Here is a 21,438-nt window from a genome sequence, read left to right as displayed (position 1 = left end):
CTCACTTCTATAATGGTTTGTTAATTCCCATCCCACGATCTCAGAGGACTTCATGAGCGAGCAACACCACGAAGAAGCCCATACAGGCCCTATCAAAAAACCCAAGCAGTTGTTGCTTGCCGTCTTCTTCTCGTTTGTGGTTCCCATCTTCGTCATCATCGGTCTGGTCAAGTTCGTGACTTCGTCCGACACCACGGGCGCAGGTACGGCCAATGCCGAAATGGCCAAGGCCATGCGTCTGCAAAAAGTGGGAACGGTGGAAATTCGTGATGCCAACCGCCCCCTGCGCGGTGGCGCGGAAGTCTTCAAGTCGCAATGCGCGGCCTGTCATGAAACCGGCGTAGCCGGCGCACCCAAATTCCAGGATGCGGCAGCCTGGGGCCCGCGGATCAAGCAGGGTCTGGAAACGCTGGTGCACTCTGCCCTGGCCGGCAAGGGTGCGATGGCGGCCCAGGGTGGCGGCGAATTCAATGACACGGAAATTGCCCGTGGCGTGGTCTATATGAGCAATGCTGCCGGCGCCAACTTCCCCGAGCCCCAGCCTGCAGCCGGCGCAGCAGCCGGAGATGCCCCCGCAGCAGCACCTGCAACCCCCGTCGCCGCAGCACCTGCAGCAGCTGTTGCTGCCACCGAGGCTGCACCCGCAGCCGCCCCGGCTCCCGCAGCAGCAGCCGCCTCCGATGCGGGCAAGAACCTCTACAACACCACCTGCATGGCCTGCCACGCCAGCGGCGTAGCCGGTGCTCCCAAGTTTGGCGACAAGGCTGCCTGGGCACCTTTCATTGCCAAGGGCATGGACGATATGGTGCAGAAGGCCACCCAAGGCGTGGGTGCCATGCCTCCCAAGGGCGGCTCCACCGCATCGGATGCAGACTTCAAGGCCGCCATCCAGTACATGGTGGATGCTGCCAAGTAGGCCCTGCTTTGCCCCACAAAGACCGGCCTTTGGCCGGTTTTGTTACTTTTAGCCTCAAGCCCTTTACACACAAGCGCAAGCAGCTATCAAACTTGATAGTCCTGCGGGCTGACTACAAAACCGAACTGCAACGGCAGCAAGGCGCTCTCCATCTCCCGCGCCTCGGGCAGCGCGCCGCTCTCCAGCGCATTGGCGGCATCCAGCATGTCCAGACTGTGCACCATGCCCAATCCTTGCGGCAGGGCCAAAAACAGCCGCCCCTGCTCGTCCAGCAGCACCTGAGCCACCTGTTCGGCAGCCAGCTCCTGGCCCGTATGACTGTGCAACTGCAAGCCATGCTCCGCGTATCGCAGGCGCCATATCCACGGCGCACTCTCCAGTTCCACATACACGCGCTGCGGGCCGTTCTGAAAATACCAGCGGCCATCTGGCTCGACCAGATAGTTGCGGCCAATGAACTCGGCCAGCTTGTCGTGCTGCAGCAAATTGCCCTTGGAGCCGGGTTTGCCACTGGCAAACGCGCCGCAGGCCTGGGCCTGCTCATCCCTTAGCCACCACTGGCCGCGCGCATCCAGACCCAGCCAGCCACTGCAGGCCGGCACATTGGGCCATTTCGCCATGGCCTGTTTCACGATCTCATCCATCACTCATCTCCTGATTATTCGGCGCCCGCTCAGAGCCGCTGCTCCAACCATTCGGTCACCGCCAGCGGCATGGCCTGCACATGGGCCGGCCAGGCACCGCTGGCAAAACCCACATGCCCGCCATGCGGCGGCTGCCAAAGCTGGACAGAGGCGCTCACCTCGTCGGGCGTGGGCAGGCTGTGCGCCGGCACAAAGGGATCGTTGCGCGCATTGAGCAACAGCAAAGGCACGGCCACCTGCTTGAGCAGCGGCTTTGCCGAGGCACGGACCCAGTAATCATCGGCATTCCTGAAACCGTGGACCGGGCCGGTAAACACATCGTCGAAGTCATGCAGGGTGCGCGCGCGCTGCAGCCGCAGCCTGTCGAACACCCCCGGCGACTGCTGCCATTTGGCCAGCGCCTTGGGCACCAGGGTGCGCATGAACATGGGGGTGTAAATCCAGCGGTTCAGCCCGCGCCCCAGATTGACGCCGCCGGCCACCAGATCCAGCGGTGCACAGATCACCGCTGCGCCCTTGACGAGCTCTGCAGCAGCCTGCCGCTGCACTCCGGCCCAGCGTGCAAGGGCATTGCCGCCCAGCGAGACCCCCATGGCCAGCAACTCTCCATTTGCGCCTTGCCGCAGCCGGCGCAAAATCCAGTCCACCTCGTCCGAGTCGCCGGAGTGGTAGGCGCGCAGCAGGCGATTGGGCTCGCCGCTGCAACCGCGGAAATGCGGTACAGCCAGATGCCAGCCACGCTGCGCACAGACCTGGGCCAGGGCCTTGGCGTAGTGGCTGGAGGAAGAGCCCTCCAGGCCGTGAAACAGCACCAGTGTGGGAGCGCTTGCACTTGCCGGATGACTTGAGAAGTCGATATCGATGAAATCGCCATCGGGTGTATCCCAGCGCTCACGCCGCCATGCCGGAGTCTGCGCTTCCCTGGCGTAGAGGGCCGCCCAGATGGTCTGTATATGACCGCCCGGCTGCCACCAGGGCGCACGAAACTGCTCGAATTTCATGAAGATCCCAGCCAGCTCCGCAGCTCGGACTGCAGGCCATCTTTTTGCGCCGCGCGCCAGACCAGCTCCGGCGGCGCCACATGAATTCCCGGCGGCGCCTTGAGCAAGGCAGCTTCCACCAGACGGGCCACATGCATGGCCCGCACCGGGCGCTCCGCCTGCGGCAGCATATAGCTGAGCGCCGACAACATGGTCTTTGCCGTGCGCTCCAGCCAATGGCCGGCACTGGCTTTTTGTACCTCCCTGGCCGAACGCACAAAAATCAGCCGCTCAAAGCCCAGCGCAGCCACGCTTTGCTCGTTGAGATTGGCCAGACCTTGCTTCAGCGCCTGAGGCAGACTGCCCATATCGTGGGGCAGCACCACGGCAAGCGTCTGCACACCACAGCGCAGCATCCACTGCGCCAGCGCCTGCAGCTGGTCGGGCTGGGGCGTCCACAAGGCTCGCTCGCGCTGGTAGTAGGGGCGCGGTGGCTCGAACATGATGAGACCCACATCAGCCTGCTGCACAGGCCATTGGCGCACATCGTCATACTGCTGGGCGAGCAGCTCCATGCCACGCAGGCCCTGCACATAAGGCTCGCGCGCCAGCACCTGGACCAGCGCATAGTTCTGCGCGCCAACCACGCGGCTGAGCACCTCGTTGCCTAGCGGCCCCGTGGCCCCGGCCAGCAACAGGCGTGGCAAGGCCTCCGTTTTCGGACCGGGACGCTGTGCGCCACGCAGGGCATCGAGTGGAGAAACAGTGGACATGATTGCAATGCTAGCGCTGCTGGACAGCGGACAGGGTGACAGGCCTTGCACGCACACGAACCGGCCAAGCCCTTATGCTATGGTTTCCGTCTCAATTTCGTGAATGGAAACACCCATGAAACGCTGGCTTCTGGCAATCGCAACTGCGGCCTCCATGCTCTCCCTCACGGGCTGCGGCTATAACGACTTTCAGCGTCTGGATGAAAAATCCAAGGCCGCCTGGAGCGAGGTGCTGAACCAGTACCAGCGCCGCTCGGACCTGATCCCGAACATTGTCGCCACGGTCAAGGGCGAAGCCAACTTCGAGCAGGAGACCCTGACCAGGGTGATCGAGGCACGCGCCAAGGCCACCTCGATTCAGGCCACGCCCGAGCTGATCAACAACCCCGAAGCCTTCAACAAGTTCCAGCAGGCTCAGGGCGAGATTTCCAGCGCGCTCTCGCGCCTGATGGTCGTGGCGGAACGCTATCCCGAACTCAAGGCCAACCAGGCGTTCCGCGATCTGCGCGTGACGCTGGAGGGGACGGAAAATCGCATCACCGTGGCGCGCAACGAATACATTGGCACCGTGCAGGCCTACAACGTGCTGGCGCGCAGCTTCCCCACCAATATCACGGCCAAGGTATTCAGCTACCAGGTCAAGCCGACCTTCACGGTGCAGAACGAGGCCCAGATTTCCCAGCCACCGGCCGTTGACTTCTCCACACCCGCAGCGCCTGCCGGCAGCAAGTAATTGCGAGTACCGCCCTAGAAATTTATGCAAAAATCGTCTCAAGCCCTTATCTATAAAGCGCTTGCAGCTATTGTTTTTGCAGGCATGATGCTGCTATTGGCGCTGCCGGTCCGGGCGCAAGGCAGCGCAGGCGCTCAGCTGCAGCCCGTGCCCGAGCTGACAGCACGCGTCATCGATCAGACCGGCACGCTGAGCCCCGGCGATCTGCAGTCACTGGGCGAGCAGCTCAAGAAGCTGGAGGATGAGACCGGCGCCCAGGTCGCCGTGCTCATGGTCGCCACCACGGCCCCGGAAGACATCGCCGCCTATGCCTGGCGTGTGGCCAGCAGTTGGAAGCTGGGACGCAAGGACATTGGCGACGGCTCTCTCATCGTCGTGGCCAAGAACGACAGGCGCATGCGCATCGAAGTGGCGCGCAAGCTCGAAGGCGCCATTCCCGACATCCAGGCCGCACGCATCATCGATGGCGCCATGAAGCCCCGCTTTCGCGCCGACGACTATGCGGGCGGACTGTCGGCCGCCATCGAGCAGATGGGCCTGCTGATTCATGGCGAGAAGCTGCCCGCACCGCAATCCCAGGCCCGCAAGACCGGCCCATCCTGGTCCGAGCATCTGGACTTTCTGCTTCCGCTGCTGTTTTTCGGCTTTCCGATCGGGATTGCCATCGCCCGCGCCATCTTTGGCCGCGTGCTGGGCTCGCTGATCATTGGTGGCATTGCCGGGGCGGCCGCTTATGTGATCACCACCAGCCTGTTGATCGCAGGCGTGGCAGGCTTTGTGGGCCTGATCTTCACCCTGCTCTCCAACCTCTCGCGCGGCGGAGGCGGTCCGTATATCAGCACCGGCGGGGGCGGCGGCTGGAGCAGCGGCAGCGGAGGCGGTTTCAGCTCGGGGGGCGGTTTCAGCTCCGGTGGCGGCGGCAGCTTTGGTGGCGGTGGCGCCTCGGGGGACTGGTGACATGAGCAATATCTTCCAACGCCTGGCACGCCTGGTGCGACACCGCTGGGCCGAACGACATCTGCGCAAGGCCTTGCCGCCTGCCACGCTCAAGGAGCTGGAACTGCTGATCGCCAAAAGCGAGCTGGGCCACACCGGCCAGGTCCGCATCTGCGTCGAGGCCGGCCTGCCCTGGAGCTATATCTGGCGCGATGCCACGGCGCGCCAGCGCGCGCTCTCGCAGTTCGCCAAGCTCCATGTCTGGGACACGGAGCACAACAACGGTGCTCTCATCTACCTGCTACTGGCCGACCACGCCATAGAAATCGTGGCCGACCGCGCCCTGGACCGCACCATGAGTGCCGAGCAATGGCAAACGTTGATCAGCGATATGCAGTCCGCCTTCCAGGGCGGGCATTTCAGCGTGGGCCTGGTATCGGCATTGGAGCGCGTCAACCGGCAACTGCAGGCGCATTTCCCGCGCAAATCCGCGGCCAACACGCAGCGAAACCTGCCCGATACGCCTGTGGTCCAAAGACATCTGCCGGGCCGCAGCCGCTGATCCGGTTCTGCAGTCGCCTGCGTCGGCTGCAGACCGCAGAAGCCTCAGGCCAGCACATGCCGCCCGTACGGCGAACACAGCCAGAGCACGGCCGCCACATTGATCAGGACCATGAGCCAGAACTGCAGCTGAAAGCTGGTCTTGCTGCTTTTGTGGCGCAGCCACTGCTGGGCCAGCAGGGCTCCGGGCCAGCCTCCGGCCAGCGCCATGGTCTGCAGCGTTTTTTCCGGCGTGCGCCACTGCCCCTTCTGGGCGGCCCATTTGTCCTGCCAATAGGCCATGAAGGTCAGCATGCTCAGGCCCGCATAGACCAGCCAGAGGATGCGCGGTACGCCCCAGATCACGGCGGCAGCCAGCATCAGCAGCAGCCAAACCAGCAACACCCCATAGCTGAAGCCGCTGGAGGCATGCCAGCCCTGAGGCAGCGTACGCGAGGACTGCAAGCGCCCTGCAGACGGGCTGTTGCGCCGGGCCTGGGTCAGCGAGCCGCCAGCGCGCCATGCAACCTGAAGCGCGCGCTTTCTGCCCTGCTCCATGCCGACGGCAAACTCCAAACGCTGGCCGGGCTGGGGACGCTGCTCTGCGGGCGGGCGCGGCTCAAAAGCGCTGATATGGACAAACAGGCGCTCGCCTCCGCCATCGGCCTCTATCCAGCCAAAGCCACGCTCGTCATTCCATTGCGTCAAGGTACCGCTGTAGCGCATCTCCATCCTTTGTTGTTTTTGACACCGCGAACAGACCCGGTGATGCAAAAAGCAGGCGGGTCCCATCCAGAAAAAACCTTTTCCCCCGCATGGCTGTGTTAGTTTTGGGGCAGCCGTATTTTCTTAAGAAAGCACTCAAGCATGCAGAAATCTCTGTTCTCTCTGGCCGTCATCAGCGCTGTCCTGGCACTGAGCGCCTGCTCCTCCATCAGCCCCAGAGGCGCCGAAACACCGGCCGAATACGACTACGCACTGAGCTGCAAGCTCAAGGAAGATGACCCCAAGAAGTGCGAAGCCCAGATTCGCGCTCTCTGCGAAGACCCCAGCAAGGCCGTGGTGCGCAAATCGCGCCATGTGGATCCCAAGGACAACTCGGTGGTCTACGGCTATCAGGCTGCCTGCAACGGCTAAGCCCTGCAGCACTCCGACATACCGGGTATTGCGCGCCTTGCCCTTCGAGGCATCAAGCGCGATGCGCCTGAACCTCAGGAATGAACAGGCATGAAAAAGCCACCGCATGCGGTGGCTTTTCTTTGCTGATGCAGGTGCTCCAGGGCACCAGACATCAACGCTTCTGGCGGTACTTGCGCAGAGCGGCAATCTGAGCGGCCATGACGGCCAGCTCGGACTGTGCACGAGCGATGTCCAGCTCGCCCTTGGCGTTCTTCAGGGCTTCCTCGGCGGCAGCCTTGGCCTTTTGCGCCTTCTCATCGTCCAGATCCTTGCCGCGGATGGCGGTATCGGACAGCACGGTCACGCAGTTGGGTTGCACTTCCAAAATGCCGCCGGCCACGAAGACGAACTCTTCGCTGCCATCAGGCATTTCGATGCGCACCGAACCCGGCTTGATGCGGGTGATCAGCGGTGTGTGGCGGGGATAAATGCCCAGCTCGCCCGCTTCACCGGGCAAGGCGACAAAGCGCGCTTCACCGGAGAAGATGGACTCTTCGGCACTGACCACATCAACGTGGATGGTGTTCATCTTTGCTCCTAGAAAAGGTAAAAACTGGTCCTAAAACAAGCACACCCCAAGCCAGAGACGCCGAGCAAGGGCCGCCCCGCAGCGAGGGCGTCGCCCCCCTCCTGAAAGAGAGGGGGAAGCGGCGCAAGCCGCTCAGGGGATGCAAGCTAGTTAGGCAGCCAGCTTCTTGGCCTTCTCGAAGGCTTCGTCGATGGTACCAACCATGTAGAAAGCCTGTTCGGGCAGGTGGTCGGCTTCGCCATTCACGATCATCTTGAAGCCACGGATGGTTTCAGCCAGAGGAACGTACTTGCCGGGAGCGCCGGTGAACACTTCAGCCACGTGGAAAGGCTGCGACAGGAAACGCTGCATCTTACGAGCGCGGGACACGACCAGCTTGTCTTCGGGAGCCAGCTCGTCCATACCCAGAATCGCGATGATGTCGCGCAGTTCCTTGTAGCGCTGCAGCGTACCTTGCACTTGGCGAGCCACCTTGTAGTGCTCTTCGCCAACCACTTGGGGATCCAGCTGACGGCTGGTGGAGTCCAGTGGGTCCACGGCGGGGTAGATACCCAGCGAAGCGATGTCACGGGACAGCACCACGGTGGAGTCCAAGTGAGCAAAGGTCGTGGCAGGCGAGGGGTCGGTCAAGTCATCGGCTGGCACGTAAACGGCCTGGATGGAAGTGATCGAGCCCACCTTGGTGGAGGTGATACGCTCTTGCAGCTTACCCATTTCTTCAGCCAGGGTAGGCTGGTAGCCCACGGCGGAAGGCATACGGCCCAGCAGAGCGGACACTTCGGTACCGGCCAGTGTGTAGCGGTAGATGTTGTCCACGAAGAACAGCACGTCCTTGCCTTCGTCACGGAAGGCTTCGGCCATGGTCAGGCCGGTCAGCGCAACGCGCAGACGGTTTCCTGGAGGCTCGTTCATCTGACCGTAAACCATGGCAACCTTGGACTCGTTCAGGTTGGCCTGGTTCACAACGCCGGCATCCGACATTTCGTGATAGAAGTCATTGCCTTCGCGGGTACGTTCACCCACACCGGCAAACACCGACAGACCACCGTGGCCCTTGGCGATGTTGTTGATGAGTTCCATCATGTTCACGGTCTTGCCCACACCGGCGCCACCGAACAGACCCACCTTGCCGCCCTTGGCGAAAGGAGAGATCAGGTCAATCACCTTGATGCCGGTTTCCAGCAGTTCCTGCGAAGGCGACAGTTCGTCGTATGCAGGAGCCTTGCGGTGGATGGGGGCAGTCAGTGCCTGGTCCACATCGCCGCGCTCGTCGATGGGGTTGCCCAGCACGTCCATGATACGACCCAGAGTCGCCTTGCCCACGGGCACGGTGATGGGGTTGCCGGTGTTGGTGACCATCAGGCCACGCTTGAGGCCGTCGGAAGAACCCAGGGCAATGGTACGCACCACGCCGTCGCCCAGCTGCTGCTGAACTTCCAGGGTCAGGGCCGTGCCTTCCAGCTTCAAGGCGTCATACACCTTGGGCACCTGGCCGTGGGCAAACTCCACGTCCACCACGGCGCCGATACATTGAACAATCTTGCCTTGTACTTGAGCCATTTTTTGCTCCAATCTGTTTGTTCGTTAAAGCCGTTTACACAGCGGCTGCGCCTGCCACGATTTCCGACAACTCGGTCGTAATCGCTGCCTGACGCGTCTTGTTGTAGACCAGCTTCAACTCGCCAATGACACTACCTGCGTTGTCGGTTGCGGCCTTCATGGCCACCATGCGCGCCGATTGCTCGGACGCCATGTTTTCCGCAACGGCCTGGTACACCAGGGACTCCACGTAACGAACCAGCAGTTCGTCGATGACGCTCTGAGCGTCAGGCTCGTAGATGTATTCCCAGGATGCACCGGTCTTTTCGGCTTGCATCTTTTCGGACGAGAGGGGGAGCAGCTGCTCCACCACCGACTCCTGCTTCATGGTGTTGATGAACTTGGTGTACGAAAGGTACACCGCACTCAGCTTGCCTTCAGCATATTGGTCCAGCAACACCTTGACAGGCCCGATGAGCTTGTCGAGGTGAGGCGTGTCGCCCAGGCCTGTAGCGTGAGAGACCACCTTGGCACCGACACGGTTCAGGAAACCCAGTCCCTTGCCGCCAATGGCCACCGCTTCTGTCGCAATGCCCGCATCCTGCTGTTCGCGCAACTTGTTGGTGACGACACGCAACACGTTGGTGTTCATGCCGCCGCACAAACCCTTGTCGGTCGTCACCACGATGACGCCGACCTTCTTGGCATCGCTCACTTGCATGAACGGATGCACATACTCAGGGTTGGCTTCGCCAAGATGGGCTGCAATGTTGCGGATTTTTTCGCTGTATGGACGGGCAGCCAGCATCCGGTCCTGCGCCTTGCGCATTTTGGATGCAGCCACCATTTCCATGGCTTTGGTGATCTTCTTGGTGTTTTCCACCGATTTGATCTTGCCGCGTATTTCCTTACCTGCTGCCATGATGACTCCTCGCCGGTATTAAGCGAAGGACTTCTTGAATGCAGTAATGGCTGCAGTCAGTTCAGCTTCGTCCTTGCCTTCCTTGTCGAAAGCACGCTTTTCGTTCAGACGGTCCAGCAGAGCGCCGTGGCTGGTCTTCAGGAACTGGTGCAGACCAGATTCGAAGGGCAGCACTTGCTTGACTTCGATGTCGTCCATGAAACCCTTGTTCACTGCGAACAGCGAAGAAGCCATCAGAGCGGTCGACAGAGGAGAGTACTGAGCCTGCTTGAGCAGTTCGGTCACGCGGGCACCGCGGTCCAGCTGCTTGCGGGTTGCTTCGTCCAGGTCGGAAGCGAACTGCGCGAAGGCAGCCAGTTCACGGTACTGAGCCAGGTCGGTACGGATACCGCCGGACAGGCCCTTCACCACCTTGGTCTGAGCGGAACCACCCACGCGGGACACCGAGATACCGGCGTTGATAGCGGGACGGATACCGGCGTTGAACAGGCTGGTTTCCAGGAAGATCTGACCGTCGGTAATCGAAATCACGTTCGTGGGAACGAAAGCGGACACGTCGCCAGCTTGTGTTTCGATGATAGGCAGGGCGGTCAGAGAACCGGTCTTGCCCTTGACTTCACCCTTGGTGAAGGCTTCGACGTAGTCGGCGTTCACGCGAGCGGCACGCTCCAGCAGACGGCTGTGGAGATAGAACACGTCGCCGGGGAAGGCTTCACGTCCGGGAGGACGGCGCAGCAGCAGCGAAACCTGACGGTAGGCCACGGCCTGCTTGGACAGATCGTCATAAACGATCAGAGCGTCTTCGCCGCGGTCGCGGAAATATTCGCCCATCGTGCAGCCGGAGTAGGCCGACACGTACTGCATGGCTGCAGATTCGGAAGCGGTAGCGGCCACGACGATGGTGTAGTCCATCGCGCCAGCTTGCTCCAGAGCGCGCACCACGTTCTTGATCGAAGATGCCTTCTGACCAATAGCCACGTAGATACAGGTAACGCCCTGACCCTTCTGGTTGATGATGGCGTCGATAGCGACAGCCGTCTTGCCAGTCTGACGGTCACCAATGATCAGTTCACGCTGACCACGGCCCACGGGAACCATGGAGTCGATGGACTTGATACCGGTCTGCAGGGGCTGATCCACGGATTGACGTGCGATCACACCAGGAGCGACCTTCTCGATCACGTCCGTCATCTTGGCGTTGATGGGGCCCTTGCCGTCGATAGGCTGACCCAGGGCGTTCACCACGCGGCCGACCAGCTCAGGGCCCACGGGCACTTCCAGGATACGGCCGGTGCACTTGACGGTGTTGCCTTCTGCGATGTGCTCGTAAGCACCCAGAATCACGGCGCCCACGGAGTCGCGCTCCAGGTTCAGAGCCAGACCGTAAGTGGGTTGACCGTCGGCGCCTGCGGGGAATTCCAGCATTTCGCCAGCCATCACGTCCGACAGGCCGTGCACGCGCACGATACCGTCAGTCACCGACACCACGGTGCCTTGGTTACGGACGTCAGTGCTAGCAGCCAGCCCTTCGATGCGGCTCTTGATCAGTTCAGAAATTTCTGCGGGATTGAGTTGCATGACTCTTTCCTTCTTTCTTGTGTGTTAGCCGAGACCTCAAGCGCATTACGCGGTGAGGGCCGCTTTCATTTGTTCCAGACGGGCCTTGACGGAGGTGTCCAGCACCTCGTCGCCCACCACGACGCGAACGCCACCGATCAGCGATTCATCGAGCTTCACGGTGAGATTCAGCTTGCGGCCAAAGCGCTTTTCCAGCGTGGCGCCAAGCTCGGCCAGCGCTGCATCCTCAATCGGGAAAGCGCTGTACACCACGGCATCCGAAGAGCCGCTCTTGCTGTTCACGAGGCTGCGGAACTGGGCTGCCACTTCAGGCAGCACGTCCAGACGGCCGTTTTCGAGGACCACACGCAGGAAGTTGCGTGCGGACTCGGGCAATGCCGACTTGGCCACACCCGTGATGAGATCGAACACTTGCGCGTCGCTCACGTTCGGGTTGTCGGCCAGTTGGCGCAATTGCGGGTTGGCGGCAATCGCCGCCAATTCCTCCACCCAAGCGACAGTGCTGTTCAAGTCTGCAGCCTTGTCAACGCAGGCTTTGAACAATGCTTCGGCGTAAGGGCGGGCAATGGTGGCGAGTTCTGCCATTTTTTGCGTTCCTTACAGCTCTGTCTTCAGGCGGTTCAGCAGATCAGCGTGGATACCGGCATTGACTTCCTTCTTCAGGATCTGCTCGGCACCCTTGACGGCCAGCGCTGCCACTTGCTCACGCAGGGCTTCACGGGCAGCAATGGCTTGCTGGTCAGCTTCAGCGCGGGCAGCAGCAACAATCTTGTTGCCTTCTTCTGTCGCGCGGGCCTTGGCTTCTTCAATGATGGCCTGGGCGCGGCGTTCGGCGTCCGCAAGCCGCGAAGCTGTTTCGTTGCGCGTCTGGGCCAATTCCTGCTCGACGCGCTTGTTGACAGCGGTCAATTCGGTCTTGGCCTTGTCGGCAGCAGCGAGGCCATCGGCGATTTTCTGGGCTCGCTCATCCAGTGCCTTCGCGATCGGGGGCCACACGAACTTCATCGTGAACAGCGCCAGAACCAGGAAAACACCAAGCTGAACGAACAGGGTCGCGTTAATACTCACGGCAACACCTTTCTATTTAGGGCGTTGAACGGAGCTTAGGCAACCAGTTGGAAGGGGTTGGCGAAGGCGAACAGCAGAGCGATAGCCACACCGATCAGGAAGGCGGCGTCGATCAGACCAGCCAAGATGAACATCTTGGTTTGCAGTTCGTTGATCAGCTCAGGCTGACGTGCCGAGGATTCCAGGAACTTGCCACCCATCAGAGCGATACCGATCGAAGCGCCGATAGCGCCCAGACCAACAATCAGACCACAAGCCAGAGCGACGAGACCGAGAACGTTTTCCATGATGACTCCTAGGGATTAAAGAAAGGTTGAGTGAAAGAAAGGATTTCAGTGAGCTTCATGTGCCTGGCCGAGGTAAATCAGCGTCAGCATCATGAAAATGAAGGCTTGCAGGGTAATGATCAGGATGTGGAAGATCGCCCAGATCGAACCTGCAATGATGTGCCCCACGGGGAGCAACACACCGGAAAGCGACATGGCAGCCGCACCGCCCATCAAGGCGATCAGACAGAACACCAACTCACCAGCGTACATATTGCCGAACAGTCGCATACCGTGCGAAACCGTCTTGGCAATGTATTCAATGATTTGCATGGCCAGGTTCACAACACCCAGGATCACAGCAAACACGGGATTCTTAGAGGTGCCGAACGGAGCGGTCACCAGTTCGTGAGCCCAGCCGCCCATGCCCTTGATCTTCACCGAGTAGATCAGGCACAGCACCAGCACGCCGGTCGACAGACCCAGAGTGGTGGACAGGTCGGCGGTAGGCACGACACGCAGGTAGGCATGAGAGTCGCCCTGGGCGGTCTGCCACAGCACGGGCAGCAGATCCACAGGCAGCATGTCCATGGCGTTCATCGCGAAGATCCAGACGAACACGGTCAGTGCCAGAGGAGCGATGAACTTGCGAGATTCGGCGTTGTGAATATTGGCCTTGGCCTGGTTGTCCACCATTTCGACCAGCATTTCCACCGCAGCCTGGAAACGACCGGGAACACCGGAAGTCGCCTTGCGGGCAGCCAGCCAGAGGACGAACAGGCACAAAGCGCCCAGAGTCACACTCACGGCAATCGAATCCAGATTGAACACGGAGAAGTCGATGATGGACTTCTGCTTGATGTTCTGGAGGTGTTGCAAGTGGTGAACGATGTATTCACTTGCAGTTGGTGCGTGCGCTTCTGCGGCCATCGGTCAACTTCTCTCAAATATCAATCGGTTTTTGGACACTGGATCGCACCAGAAGCGCAACCCAATACGTTTTCATCACAACAATCAAGCCGACCAGCAGCGCCAGCCAGCTCAGGTCAGGTACCAGCTTGGGTGCAGCCGCCAACATGGCGATACACAGCACCAGCTTCACCAGCTCCCAACCGAAAATCCCTGCCATGGCCGCCCCGGCACCTCCCGGCCGCTGACGAACCACGCCTCTTGCAAACAGCGCCGCAGGCAACACGACCGCCAGCGCTCCATACGCCGCCGACCAGCCTGCGGCTGCACGCCCCGTGATCAACCACGACAGCAAAGCCACGATAACGCCGACCAGCGTCTGAACGATGACGATGCGCCAGACCGAAACCTGCGGAAAGCGCGAACGCCATGCAGAGGCTTCTTGTGCGGTCAGGGGCTTGAAGTCTTCGACTTCGTCCTCATCCTGAAAATCAGCGGGCATGTTTGTCATGTTTTCTTTCACACCGCTGACTAGGCAAGACTTTTTACAAAGCCTCTGATTATAAGTAAAAACCCCCGTCGTTAGATAGGGGTTGATACTGTCATGCGCAAAACGTCTTTGACAAGACCCGAGGGTTGTCGCTGAGTGACAACATCTGCCACCCTCGGCTTTGGTGCGGCGCGAGTGTGCCCTATTTGAAATACCTGATTACCCTGAATTGTCTGCCACCTGCCAGGGGCTTTGCCGCTTTGGCAAGCCTCGTCAAGCCATGGATTAGGCCCACGCGCGCAGGGCTGCCCGGCGTGGCGCACAATCTTTCTTACTCATTGACAGGCTGTTTCACCAACGGCAATTTTTCATTCCAGCCAAGGACTCTTCATGAGCGACACGCCCAACCCATCTGCCGCCAACGAGAACGGTCAGCAAGAAGACCCACGCAAGGATTCGCTGATCGAGTACCCGAGCCAGTTTCCCATCAAGGTGATGGGTGTCAAGAATGAGCATCTGGTGCATGAAATCACCAAGATCGCCGAAAAGTTCGACCCCAGCTTTGACGCCAGCACGGTGGAGCTGCGCCCCAGCTCCGGCGGCAACTACCTGGGCGTGACCATCACCATCACGGCCACCAGCCGCGAGCAGTTGGACGATACCTACCGCGCACTGACCTCTCACCCCCTGGTGAAGGTCGTGCTGTGAGCCACAGCCCGGTTGCTTCGGCCTTGCAGCCCCCCGAAGCCATGGATCTGCGCTTTCTGGGGCGCACCGGCTATGAGGCCTCGGTGGTCGCGATGCAGGAGTTCACGCGCACCCGCAACGCGAGCACGCGTGACGAGCTCTGGATTTGTGAGCACTCACCGCACTTCACACAGGGGCTGGCTGGCAAAACCGAAAATGTCCTGAACCCCGGCGATATTCCCGTGGTCGCCACCAATCGTGGCGGCCAGGTGACCTATCACGGCCCCGGCCAGGTGGTGGCCTATCCGCTGCTGGATCTGCAGCGCATGGGCTACTTCGTCAAAGAGTATGTGTACCGGCTGGAAGATGCGGTGATCCGCACGCTGGATCATTTCGGCGTTACCGGCCACCGCGTGGCAGGCGCCCCCGGCATCTATGTGCGCCTGGACGATCCGCGCAGCCATGCCATGCTGGAGCAGCGCCCGCAGCACCGCGAAGCCGGCAGCCCGGCGCCCGAGCCGCATTTCGAGGGTCTGGGCAAGATTGCCGCACTGGGCATCAAGGTCAGCCGCCACAGCACCTACCACGGAGTGGCCCTCAATGTCGATATGGATTTGGAACCTTATTTGCGAATCAACCCTTGCGGATACGCAGGGCTGAGGACGGTGGACCTTTCTACAATCGGCGTACAGACAACCTGGGACGAGGCCGCATCCGTGCTGGGCCGCCAGCTGAAGGCGCGTCTCTCTCCCTGAAGGCAAGATCATGAGCACCAATGAAGTTGTGCGCGAAGCGCAGTCCGCCGAAAACTACAACCCGCTGGCCAAGCAGAAGGCTGCCGCCAAGCTGGCACGCATCCCCGTGAAGGTGGAGCAGGCCGAAGTCCTGAAGAAACCCGAATGGATACGCGTCAAGGCCGGCAGCCCCAGCACGCGCTTTTACGAAATCAAGGACATTCTGCGCAAGAACAATCTGCACACGGTCTGCGAGGAAGCCAGCTGCCCGAATATCGGCGAGTGCTTTGGCAAGGGCACGGCCACCTTCATGATCATGGGCGACAAGTGCACGCGCCGCTGCCCCTTCTGCGACGTGGGCCATGGCCGCCCCGATCCGCTGGACGTGAACGAGCCGCTGAACCTGGCGCGCACCATTGCCGCGCTGCGCCTGAAGTACGTGGTGATCACCAGCGTGGACCGCGACGACCTGCGCGACGGCGGCTCGGGCCACTTTGTGGAATGCATCAAGAACATCCGCGAGCTCTCGCCCGAGACGCAGATCGAGATCCTGGTGCCCGACTTCCGCGGCCGTGACGACCGCGCACTGGAAATCCTCAAGTCGGCTCCTCCCGATGTGATGAACCACAACCTGGAAACCGCACCACGTCTGTACAAGGAAGCGCGCCCCGGCTCCGACTATCAGTTCAGCCTGAACCTGCTCAAGAAGTTCAAGGAATTGCACCCCGATGTGCCGACCAAGAGCGGCATCATGGTGGGCCTGGGCGAGACGGACGAGGAAATCCTGCAGGTGATGCGCGATATGCGCGCCCACAACATCGACATGCTGACCATCGGCCAGTATCTGGCGCCCACCAACAGCCACCTGCCCGTGCGCCGCTATGTGCACCCCGATACCTTCAAGATGTTCGAGCAAGAGGCCTACAAGATGGGCTTCACCCACGCTGCCGTCGGCGCCATGGTGCGCTCGAGCTACCATGCCGACCAGCAGGCCCATGCCGCCGGCGTCTGAGCACCGAAGACGGCACTCACAAAAGCAGCCCCTGTGGCTGCTTTTTTCATGCCCGGATGCGATGAGCAGTGCTGCGGGCGCCAGGATTTTCCAAAAAAATAAAGCTCCTGAATAAGGAGCTTGATGCGCTTTTCTTGTAGCGCTTACAAGGTCTATCAATAGCAGGATCGTTGCATATCATGCGCCAAAAGCTATGAATTTTGAATAACTCACTGTTTACATCGAAAAAACGCCTGGCTAACCGGCAAACCGCTGGCTGGCAAAAACGACTGCAGGCTGAACAGGCCCGACGAGTCGCCCCACGATGAAACTGAGCAATGCAGCACTTGATACCCCACCAGAGTCCTGCGCTGCAAGCAGGATGAATATTAACATCAAATGAGAATCAATATCAATTAATTCTCACTTCAGACAAAAAGAAATCTGTAAACACCTGTTTTGCAGCCATTTCGCAACCGTTGACACCCGCAATCACGGCGCATGCTGGTTTCAGCCACACTGCAGCACCAGCCGCGCTCGGTCGAAGCGACGTGCGCGCAGATCGTCGCGGCGCATCCACAGATAGACCTGGCCTCCATCGCCCCAACCCATGCCACCTTTTTCATCGCTACCGATCTGCAGCAGCAAAAGCCACTGCGTTGCAGTATTGCGCACAGCCAGCGTGGCATCGTCCGCGTAGGCATCGCCATCACCGCAGTAATGCCCCGCGGCCACCAACGCGCATTCGGTCTGCATATCACCCTGGACAGGCGTGGGCCAGCCGCCGATGCGATGGCAACCGCTATCCTCTCCACCGCTGCTGGCAGCATTTTGTGCATCATCAAACCACCATTCGACAAAGCGGTCACGCTGCTCTTCGTCAAGCGCCATGCCCTGGGAACTCCACTGAGCGCTCTCCAGGGGCAAGGCCGTGACGCAGGCATGCAGTTCGCAGGCCAGGGGAGCGAGCTGGCAGTGATCGGGCAGCTCTAGCAGCGCCGGCGGCTGCGGGCGCCGCTCGAGCGCGGCATCGCCCTCGGAGAAGATCAGCTTCAGCGCACAGGCATCGGCAGGATCGAAACCCCAGGGCTGCTCCATCAGGTCGTAGAAGACGGACAGCAGTCCGGACTCGGGGAAATCCGCATCCAGAGTCCCGGCGGAGCGGGCTTCGGCGAAGTTGATCTGCGCCACAAAGCTCAGCGGAAAAGTGCCTTCAAGCCTTGCGACGTGCTGCAAGGCTTCTTCGCGAAACAGCTGGACCTGCTCCGGCCTGGCCCATCGCCAGCGGCTGTCGGGAGCAAGGCTGTCTTCGCGATGGGGCTTCACCCGCTGCTCATGGTCCGGATAGCGTCCGCGCTCGGGCCAGGCCACACCGGCAGGCAGGTCGGGACAGCCGCCCAATTTGGTGCTGCCGGACGCGATCTCCGCTTCATCTTCCACCGCAGAGGTCTGCAGCCACACGGCCGGCCTGGCTTGCGCAGCCAGTTGCTGCGCAAGCGCTGCATCTTCCAGCACCAGCTCGAGCGCACGGGCGATTTCCTGCGAATCTGCGTAATTCATCCATCCCTTTTCTGCCTGCCTCGAGGTCGTTCCCTGGGTTCTTCAGGGCGCCAGCATCTGCGCCGGGCATTCGCTGCCCAGTACCTCGCTGGCCCAGGGTGCAAGCTTGCTGGAGTCCGCACGCAGCACCTCCTGCTTGACGGCCAGAATCTGCGCGGGGTGCATGGAAAAGCTGCGCAGCCCCAGGCCCAGCAGCAGCCGGGTCATGCTCAGATCACCGGCCATTTCACCGCAAACGCAGACTTCCTTGCCTGCGGAATTGGCTGCAGCGATGACCTCGGCCACCAGACGCAGCACGGCCGGATGCATGGGATCGTAGAGATGGGCCACGGTTTCGTCGGCACGGTCAATGGCCAGCGTGTACTGGATCAGGTCGTTGGTGCCTATGGACAGAAAGTCGAAATATTGGAGAAAGCTGCGCACCGTCAAGGCGGCCGCCGGGATCTCGATCATGGCTCCCAGCTTGACCGGGCCGTAGGCGACGCCGCGCACATCGAGCTCATGCTGCGCCTGGCGCAGCTGGGCCAGAGTCTGCTCGATCTCGCTGCGATGGGCCAGCATGGGAAACAGCAGCTTGATCTGCCCATGCGCTGCCGCGCGCAGAATGGCTCGCAGTTGAGTGCGGAACATGACGGGGTCGGCCAGACTCCAGCGTATGGCGCGCAGGCCCAGCGCGGGGTTGAGGTAGTAGTCCTTGGGCTGTGCCTTGTCCAGCGGCTTGTCGGCCCCCACATCCAGCGTGCGGATGGTGACCGGCATGCCTTGCATGCCGTCTATGGCCTCACGATAGGCGCGGTACTGCTCTTCTTCCCCGGGCAGATTGCCGCTGCGCCCCATGAACAGAAACTCGGTACGGAACAGCCCCACGCCGACTGCGCCAGCACGCACGGCAGCAGCCCCGTCGCTGGGCTGCTCGATATTGGCCAGCAACTCCACCTTCTGCCCATCCATGGTGAGGGACGGCGTGTAACGCAGACGGGTCAGGCGCTCGCGCTCCAGTTCGGTCTGGCGCTGGCGAAAGCTGTACTCCGCCAGGATGATGGGCGTGGGGTCCACGATGACCACGCCCTCGTTGCCGTCGATGATGACCCAGTCATCCTGGCGAATCAGCTGGCTTGCGGCCCGCGCGCCAACCACGGCCGGAATGTCCATGCTGCGTGCGACGATGGCCGTGTGGCTGGTCTTGCCGCCCACGGCGGTGATGAAACCCGCAAAGACCTTGCTCTTGAACTGCAGCATGTCCGCTGGCGACAGGTCTTGTGCGACCAGCACCAGCGGGGTTTCCGTGGTGACGTCGAGAGGCAGCTGCTGCCCATCGGTTGCAGGCACGGTGCCAGTCGGAGCCAACGGTGGAGCAACCTGTGCAAGCGGACTGGCCGCACCCTTCATGTGGCGCAGAATGCGCTCCACTACCTGCTCCAGATCGGCCTTGCGCTCGCGCAGGTACTCGTCGTCCATCTCGTCGAACTGGCGCGAAACGATTTCCAGCTGCGTGGTCAGCGCCCATTCGGCGTTGTAAAGACGCTCGGAGATCCAGTTGCGAATGGCCTCGGCCAGCGCCTGGTCCTGCAGCAGCATCAGATGCACATCGAGCAGCGCATCCAGCTCGCCGGGCGCGTCCTTGGGCATTTCCTCCTGAAGCCGGCGCAGCTCGTCAATCACCGCATTGCGTGCCGTGCGGGCACGCTGGATCTCCGACTCCACCTGATCGGGCCGGATGAAGTAGTGCACCACCTCCATGCGACTGGAGGCCACAACGACCGCGCGCCCGATGGCAATCCCCCGGGAGACGGCCAGGCCGTGGATGGCAAATGTCATAGCGAATGCCCTTTCGCGAATTTCGCGATTGCTTTTTGCTTGCTTCTTGCTCTTGTTTTTGCAGCAGTCAGTGCCAACTATCACTGCACTGCGGCATCAAAAACGCTCTACTTCATTGACAGCAAGGCCTTGCCCGCTATCAAAAGAGCTAATCGTCGAGCTGCCACCTGCGCGCGGTCAAGCCGCGGCACAGGTGAAGCAGCCTTTACTGGCCTTCGCCAAACTTGTCGTTGATCAGGGCCACCAGCGCATCCGTGGCTTCCTGCTCCTGCACTCCATCGGTTTCCAGCTCCAGCTCGGAGCCTATGCCTGCCGCCAGCATCATCACGCCCATGATGCTCTTGGCATTGACGCGGCGCTCGCCCTTGGTCAGCCAGACCTCGCAGGGGAAGCTGCCGGCCAGCTTGGTGAGCTTGGCCGATGCACGGGCATGCAGGCCCAATTTATTGCTGATGGTGATATTGGTCTTGATCATTGGAAGGTCGTGCGCTTTGATTTTGTCGGGAACTGCCGGCCACCTGCATCACCCCCTGGCTGCCGCCCACCATGGCCCGCGAGACCAGGGCATCCAGCGGCTCGTGTCGATAGCCGATGGAGCGCAAGAGCATGGGCAGGTTCACCCCCGCCACCAGCCTAGCCTGCAACAGCCCGCTGAGACGCTGGGCCACGTTACAGGGTGTGGCGCCGAACAGATCGGTCAGCACCAGTGTCGGTGCATCCAGCCCGCCATGCGCCACCAGCATGGCCAGGGCACGCTCCAGCGTGGCCTCGGGCGCCTCATCGGAAGGCACGTCCAGGGCCAGCAGGTCGTCAGCGCTATCGGCAAACACATGCAGCGCGCATTCGCGCAATGCAGCGGCCAGAGGAGCGTGAGTGAGCAAAAGAATGCGCGTGGTCATGTAGTCACAGTTCTTGATAGCAAATTATGGCTTGTCGCCGCCGTCAACAAGGGCAATGAGGTGGATGAAGCGCAAGGGTCATGATCTGGATGCGGGCTTATTGCAATTGCAGGCCCGAAAAAAACAGCTCGGCCTCTGCAGGCATGACCTTGTCAGCGTAAATCACCGCGTGATAGACCCTGGCGCCGCTGCCTTCCAGGCGAGCGAACCACAGTCCATGTCCCACCACCTTCTGTCCGCTCGGGCCCTGGCCTTCGAACGTGATGCGCAGGGACTGCGGCAGATTCAGCGCCCCCTTGGGCACCCATGGACCGTCTCCCCTGGCATTGAGCTTTGTCGCGACGCCGTCTGCCGACTTCAGTTGCTTGAGCACCGCCTGCTGCCAGAACGTCAGAGCCTCGGCCGCGCGGGCGGGCTCGGCCACGGCGAAATGCGATACCGCATAGGTCGCGCCCCGGGCCTCGCAGCCCACTACCGACAGCGGCACCTGGCCCAGGCCCAGCTCAACAGGGCGGCTGGCCGTCTGCGCATCGCAGGGCAGCAGCGCTTGCAGCGGCGCATCCTTGAGCTGGATGGTGCGCCAATTCAGCGCCGGGCTGCAGGCGGCCAGCAGCGCACCGCTGACCAGCAGCGTCGCAGCCCAGAGTCCGGTTTTCTTCATGACCCATTATCGGCAGCGGCATGGGCCCGGCCTGTCACGCAAGCCTAGGGTTGACCCGTGGGTCAAGCAGTAAGAACTGAACTTTC

26 protein-coding genes are annotated in these 21,438 nt (G+C 61.2%); 8 read left to right on the top strand and 18 right to left on the bottom strand.

Features of this window, described 5'->3' with window-relative positions:
- Window positions 1–52 precede the first annotated feature (52 nt).
- On the top strand, window positions 53–916 hold the full coding sequence (locus tag CTR2_RS01680; RefSeq protein ID WP_087085350.1) for a c-type cytochrome: 864 nt from the start codon (window positions 53–55) through the stop codon (window positions 914–916).
- An 86-nt stretch (window positions 917–1,002) separates the two neighbouring features.
- Here CTR2_RS01680 and CTR2_RS01675 read toward each other — a convergent pair whose 3' ends face one another.
- From CTR2_RS01675 to CTR2_RS01665, 3 genes are read right to left on the bottom strand one after another with little or no spacing between them, the layout of a single operon-like run.
- Entirely contained in the window at window positions 1,003–1,560 is a 558-nt protein-coding gene (locus CTR2_RS01675; RefSeq protein WP_087085351.1) for a DUF2946 family protein, read from the bottom strand.
- Window positions 1,561–1,589: 29 nt separating this feature from the next.
- Window positions 1,590–2,561 carry a YheT family hydrolase gene (locus CTR2_RS01670; protein WP_087085352.1) on the bottom strand — a complete coding sequence of 324 codons (972 nt, stop codon included), beginning with the start codon at window positions 2,559–2,561 and terminating at the stop codon, window positions 1,590–1,592.
- A complete protein-coding gene (locus CTR2_RS01665; protein WP_087085353.1) occupies window positions 2,558–3,313 on the bottom strand; it encodes a Rossmann-fold NAD(P)-binding domain-containing protein in 756 nt (251 codons plus the stop codon). Before CTR2_RS01665 ends, CTR2_RS01670 begins: the two co-directional genes overlap by 4 nt.
- A 115-nt stretch (window positions 3,314–3,428) precedes the next feature.
- Between CTR2_RS01665 and CTR2_RS01660 the strand changes: the two genes are divergently transcribed.
- From CTR2_RS01660 to CTR2_RS01650, 3 genes are all read left to right on the top strand, one after another.
- On the top strand, window positions 3,429–4,046 hold the full coding sequence (locus tag CTR2_RS01660) for a LemA family protein (protein WP_003059354.1): 618 nt from the start codon (window positions 3,429–3,431) through the stop codon (window positions 4,044–4,046).
- Between the two features lie 84 nt (window positions 4,047–4,130).
- Window positions 4,131–5,003: a TPM domain-containing protein gene (locus tag CTR2_RS01655; protein WP_087085354.1), complete on the top strand. Its 873-nt coding sequence runs from the start codon at window positions 4,131–4,133 to the stop codon at window positions 5,001–5,003.
- Between the two features lies 1 nt (window position 5,004).
- Window positions 5,005–5,544, top strand: a complete 540-nt coding sequence (locus CTR2_RS01650) for a TPM domain-containing protein (protein WP_087085355.1) — start codon at window positions 5,005–5,007, stop codon at window positions 5,542–5,544.
- A 44-nt stretch (window positions 5,545–5,588) separates the two neighbouring features.
- Here CTR2_RS01650 and CTR2_RS01645 read toward each other — a convergent pair whose 3' ends face one another.
- Entirely contained in the window at window positions 5,589–6,254 is a 666-nt protein-coding gene (locus CTR2_RS01645; protein WP_254913472.1) for a cold shock and DUF1294 domain-containing protein, read from the bottom strand.
- 135 nt (window positions 6,255–6,389) lie between these two features.
- On the opposite strand from CTR2_RS01645, the gene CTR2_RS01640 reads away from it, so the two are divergent.
- The gene (locus tag CTR2_RS01640; protein ID WP_087085356.1) at window positions 6,390–6,659 is read left to right on the top strand and encodes a hypothetical protein; all 270 of its coding nucleotides are present in this window, start codon (window positions 6,390–6,392) and stop codon (window positions 6,657–6,659) included.
- 154 nt (window positions 6,660–6,813) lie between these two features.
- Here CTR2_RS01640 and CTR2_RS01635 read toward each other — a convergent pair whose 3' ends face one another.
- The 9 genes from CTR2_RS01635 to CTR2_RS01595 form a co-directional block, all read right to left on the bottom strand.
- On the bottom strand, window positions 6,814–7,230 hold the full coding sequence (locus CTR2_RS01635; protein ID WP_003059364.1) for a F0F1 ATP synthase subunit epsilon: 417 nt from the start codon (window positions 7,228–7,230) through the stop codon (window positions 6,814–6,816).
- 150 nt (window positions 7,231–7,380) lie between these two features.
- A complete protein-coding gene (gene atpD / locus CTR2_RS01630) occupies window positions 7,381–8,790 on the bottom strand; it encodes a F0F1 ATP synthase subunit beta (protein ID WP_087085357.1) in 1,410 nt (469 codons plus the stop codon).
- 34 nt (window positions 8,791–8,824) lie between these two features.
- On the bottom strand, window positions 8,825–9,691 hold the full coding sequence (gene atpG / locus CTR2_RS01625; protein WP_087085358.1) for a F0F1 ATP synthase subunit gamma: 867 nt from the start codon (window positions 9,689–9,691) through the stop codon (window positions 8,825–8,827).
- 18 nt (window positions 9,692–9,709) lie between these two features.
- Window positions 9,710–11,269: a F0F1 ATP synthase subunit alpha gene (atpA, locus tag CTR2_RS01620; protein WP_003059371.1), complete on the bottom strand. Its 1,560-nt coding sequence runs from the start codon at window positions 11,267–11,269 to the stop codon at window positions 9,710–9,712.
- 45 nt (window positions 11,270–11,314) lie between these two features.
- Window positions 11,315–11,854 carry a F0F1 ATP synthase subunit delta gene (locus CTR2_RS01615; RefSeq protein WP_087085359.1) on the bottom strand — a complete coding sequence of 180 codons (540 nt, stop codon included), beginning with the start codon at window positions 11,852–11,854 and terminating at the stop codon, window positions 11,315–11,317.
- Window positions 11,855–11,866: 12 nt separating this feature from the next.
- Window positions 11,867–12,337, bottom strand: coding sequence for a F0F1 ATP synthase subunit B (locus CTR2_RS01610; protein ID WP_003059375.1), 471 nt, complete (start codon window positions 12,335–12,337; stop codon window positions 11,867–11,869).
- 35 nt (window positions 12,338–12,372) lie between these two features.
- On the bottom strand, window positions 12,373–12,624 hold the full coding sequence (atpE, locus tag CTR2_RS01605) for a F0F1 ATP synthase subunit C (RefSeq protein WP_003059376.1): 252 nt from the start codon (window positions 12,622–12,624) through the stop codon (window positions 12,373–12,375).
- Window positions 12,625–12,669: 45 nt separating this feature from the next.
- The gene (atpB, locus tag CTR2_RS01600) at window positions 12,670–13,533 is read right to left on the bottom strand and encodes a F0F1 ATP synthase subunit A (protein ID WP_003059377.1); all 864 of its coding nucleotides are present in this window, start codon (window positions 13,531–13,533) and stop codon (window positions 12,670–12,672) included.
- A 13-nt stretch (window positions 13,534–13,546) separates the two neighbouring features.
- On the bottom strand, window positions 13,547–14,014 hold the full coding sequence (locus CTR2_RS01595) for an ATP synthase subunit I (protein ID WP_087085758.1): 468 nt from the start codon (window positions 14,012–14,014) through the stop codon (window positions 13,547–13,549).
- Between the two features lie 378 nt (window positions 14,015–14,392).
- Here CTR2_RS01595 and CTR2_RS01590 point away from each other — a divergent pair, with 378 nt between their 5' ends.
- Genes CTR2_RS01590 through lipA form a run of 3 tightly spaced genes read left to right on the top strand, consistent with a single transcriptional unit; the run spans window position 14,393 to window position 16,435 of the window.
- On the top strand, window positions 14,393–14,710 hold the full coding sequence (locus CTR2_RS01590) for a YbeD family protein (protein ID WP_003065410.1): 318 nt from the start codon (window positions 14,393–14,395) through the stop codon (window positions 14,708–14,710).
- 41 nt (window positions 14,711–14,751) lie between these two features.
- Window positions 14,752–15,444, top strand: a complete 693-nt coding sequence (lipB, locus tag CTR2_RS01585) for a lipoyl(octanoyl) transferase LipB (RefSeq protein WP_087085360.1) — start codon at window positions 14,752–14,754, stop codon at window positions 15,442–15,444.
- Between the two features lie 10 nt (window positions 15,445–15,454).
- Entirely contained in the window at window positions 15,455–16,435 is a 981-nt protein-coding gene (gene lipA, locus CTR2_RS01580) for a lipoyl synthase (protein WP_003059385.1), read from the top strand.
- 489 nt (window positions 16,436–16,924) lie between these two features.
- Here lipA and CTR2_RS01575 read toward each other — a convergent pair whose 3' ends face one another.
- The 5 genes from CTR2_RS01575 to CTR2_RS01555 all read right to left on the bottom strand — a co-directional run bounded on the left by CTR2_RS01575 (window position 16,925) and on the right by CTR2_RS01555 (window position 21,352).
- Window positions 16,925–17,974, bottom strand: a complete 1,050-nt coding sequence (locus CTR2_RS01575) for a DUF1963 domain-containing protein (protein WP_087085361.1) — start codon at window positions 17,972–17,974, stop codon at window positions 16,925–16,927.
- Between the two features lie 42 nt (window positions 17,975–18,016).
- Entirely contained in the window at window positions 18,017–19,792 is a 1,776-nt protein-coding gene (ptsP, locus tag CTR2_RS01570) for a phosphoenolpyruvate--protein phosphotransferase (protein ID WP_087085362.1), read from the bottom strand.
- 205 nt (window positions 19,793–19,997) lie between these two features.
- The gene (locus tag CTR2_RS01565) at window positions 19,998–20,267 is read right to left on the bottom strand and encodes an HPr family phosphocarrier protein (RefSeq protein ID WP_034407599.1); all 270 of its coding nucleotides are present in this window, start codon (window positions 20,265–20,267) and stop codon (window positions 19,998–20,000) included.
- Window positions 20,236–20,691, bottom strand: a complete 456-nt coding sequence (locus CTR2_RS01560; protein WP_043003828.1) for a PTS sugar transporter subunit IIA — start codon at window positions 20,689–20,691, stop codon at window positions 20,236–20,238. The genes CTR2_RS01565 and CTR2_RS01560 overlap by 32 nt, the downstream gene beginning before the upstream one ends.
- Before the next feature lie 97 nt (window positions 20,692–20,788).
- On the bottom strand, window positions 20,789–21,352 hold the full coding sequence (locus tag CTR2_RS01555) for a hypothetical protein (RefSeq protein WP_087085363.1): 564 nt from the start codon (window positions 21,350–21,352) through the stop codon (window positions 20,789–20,791).
- Window positions 21,353–21,438 lie beyond the last annotated feature (86 nt).

This window comes from Comamonas thiooxydans (genome assembly GCF_002157685.2).
Classification (GTDB): Bacteria; Pseudomonadota; Gammaproteobacteria; order Burkholderiales; family Burkholderiaceae_C; genus Comamonas; species Comamonas testosteroni_H.
The sequence above is the reverse complement of the archived record's forward strand: the minus strand, read 5'-3'. Positions and strand labels throughout refer to the sequence as shown.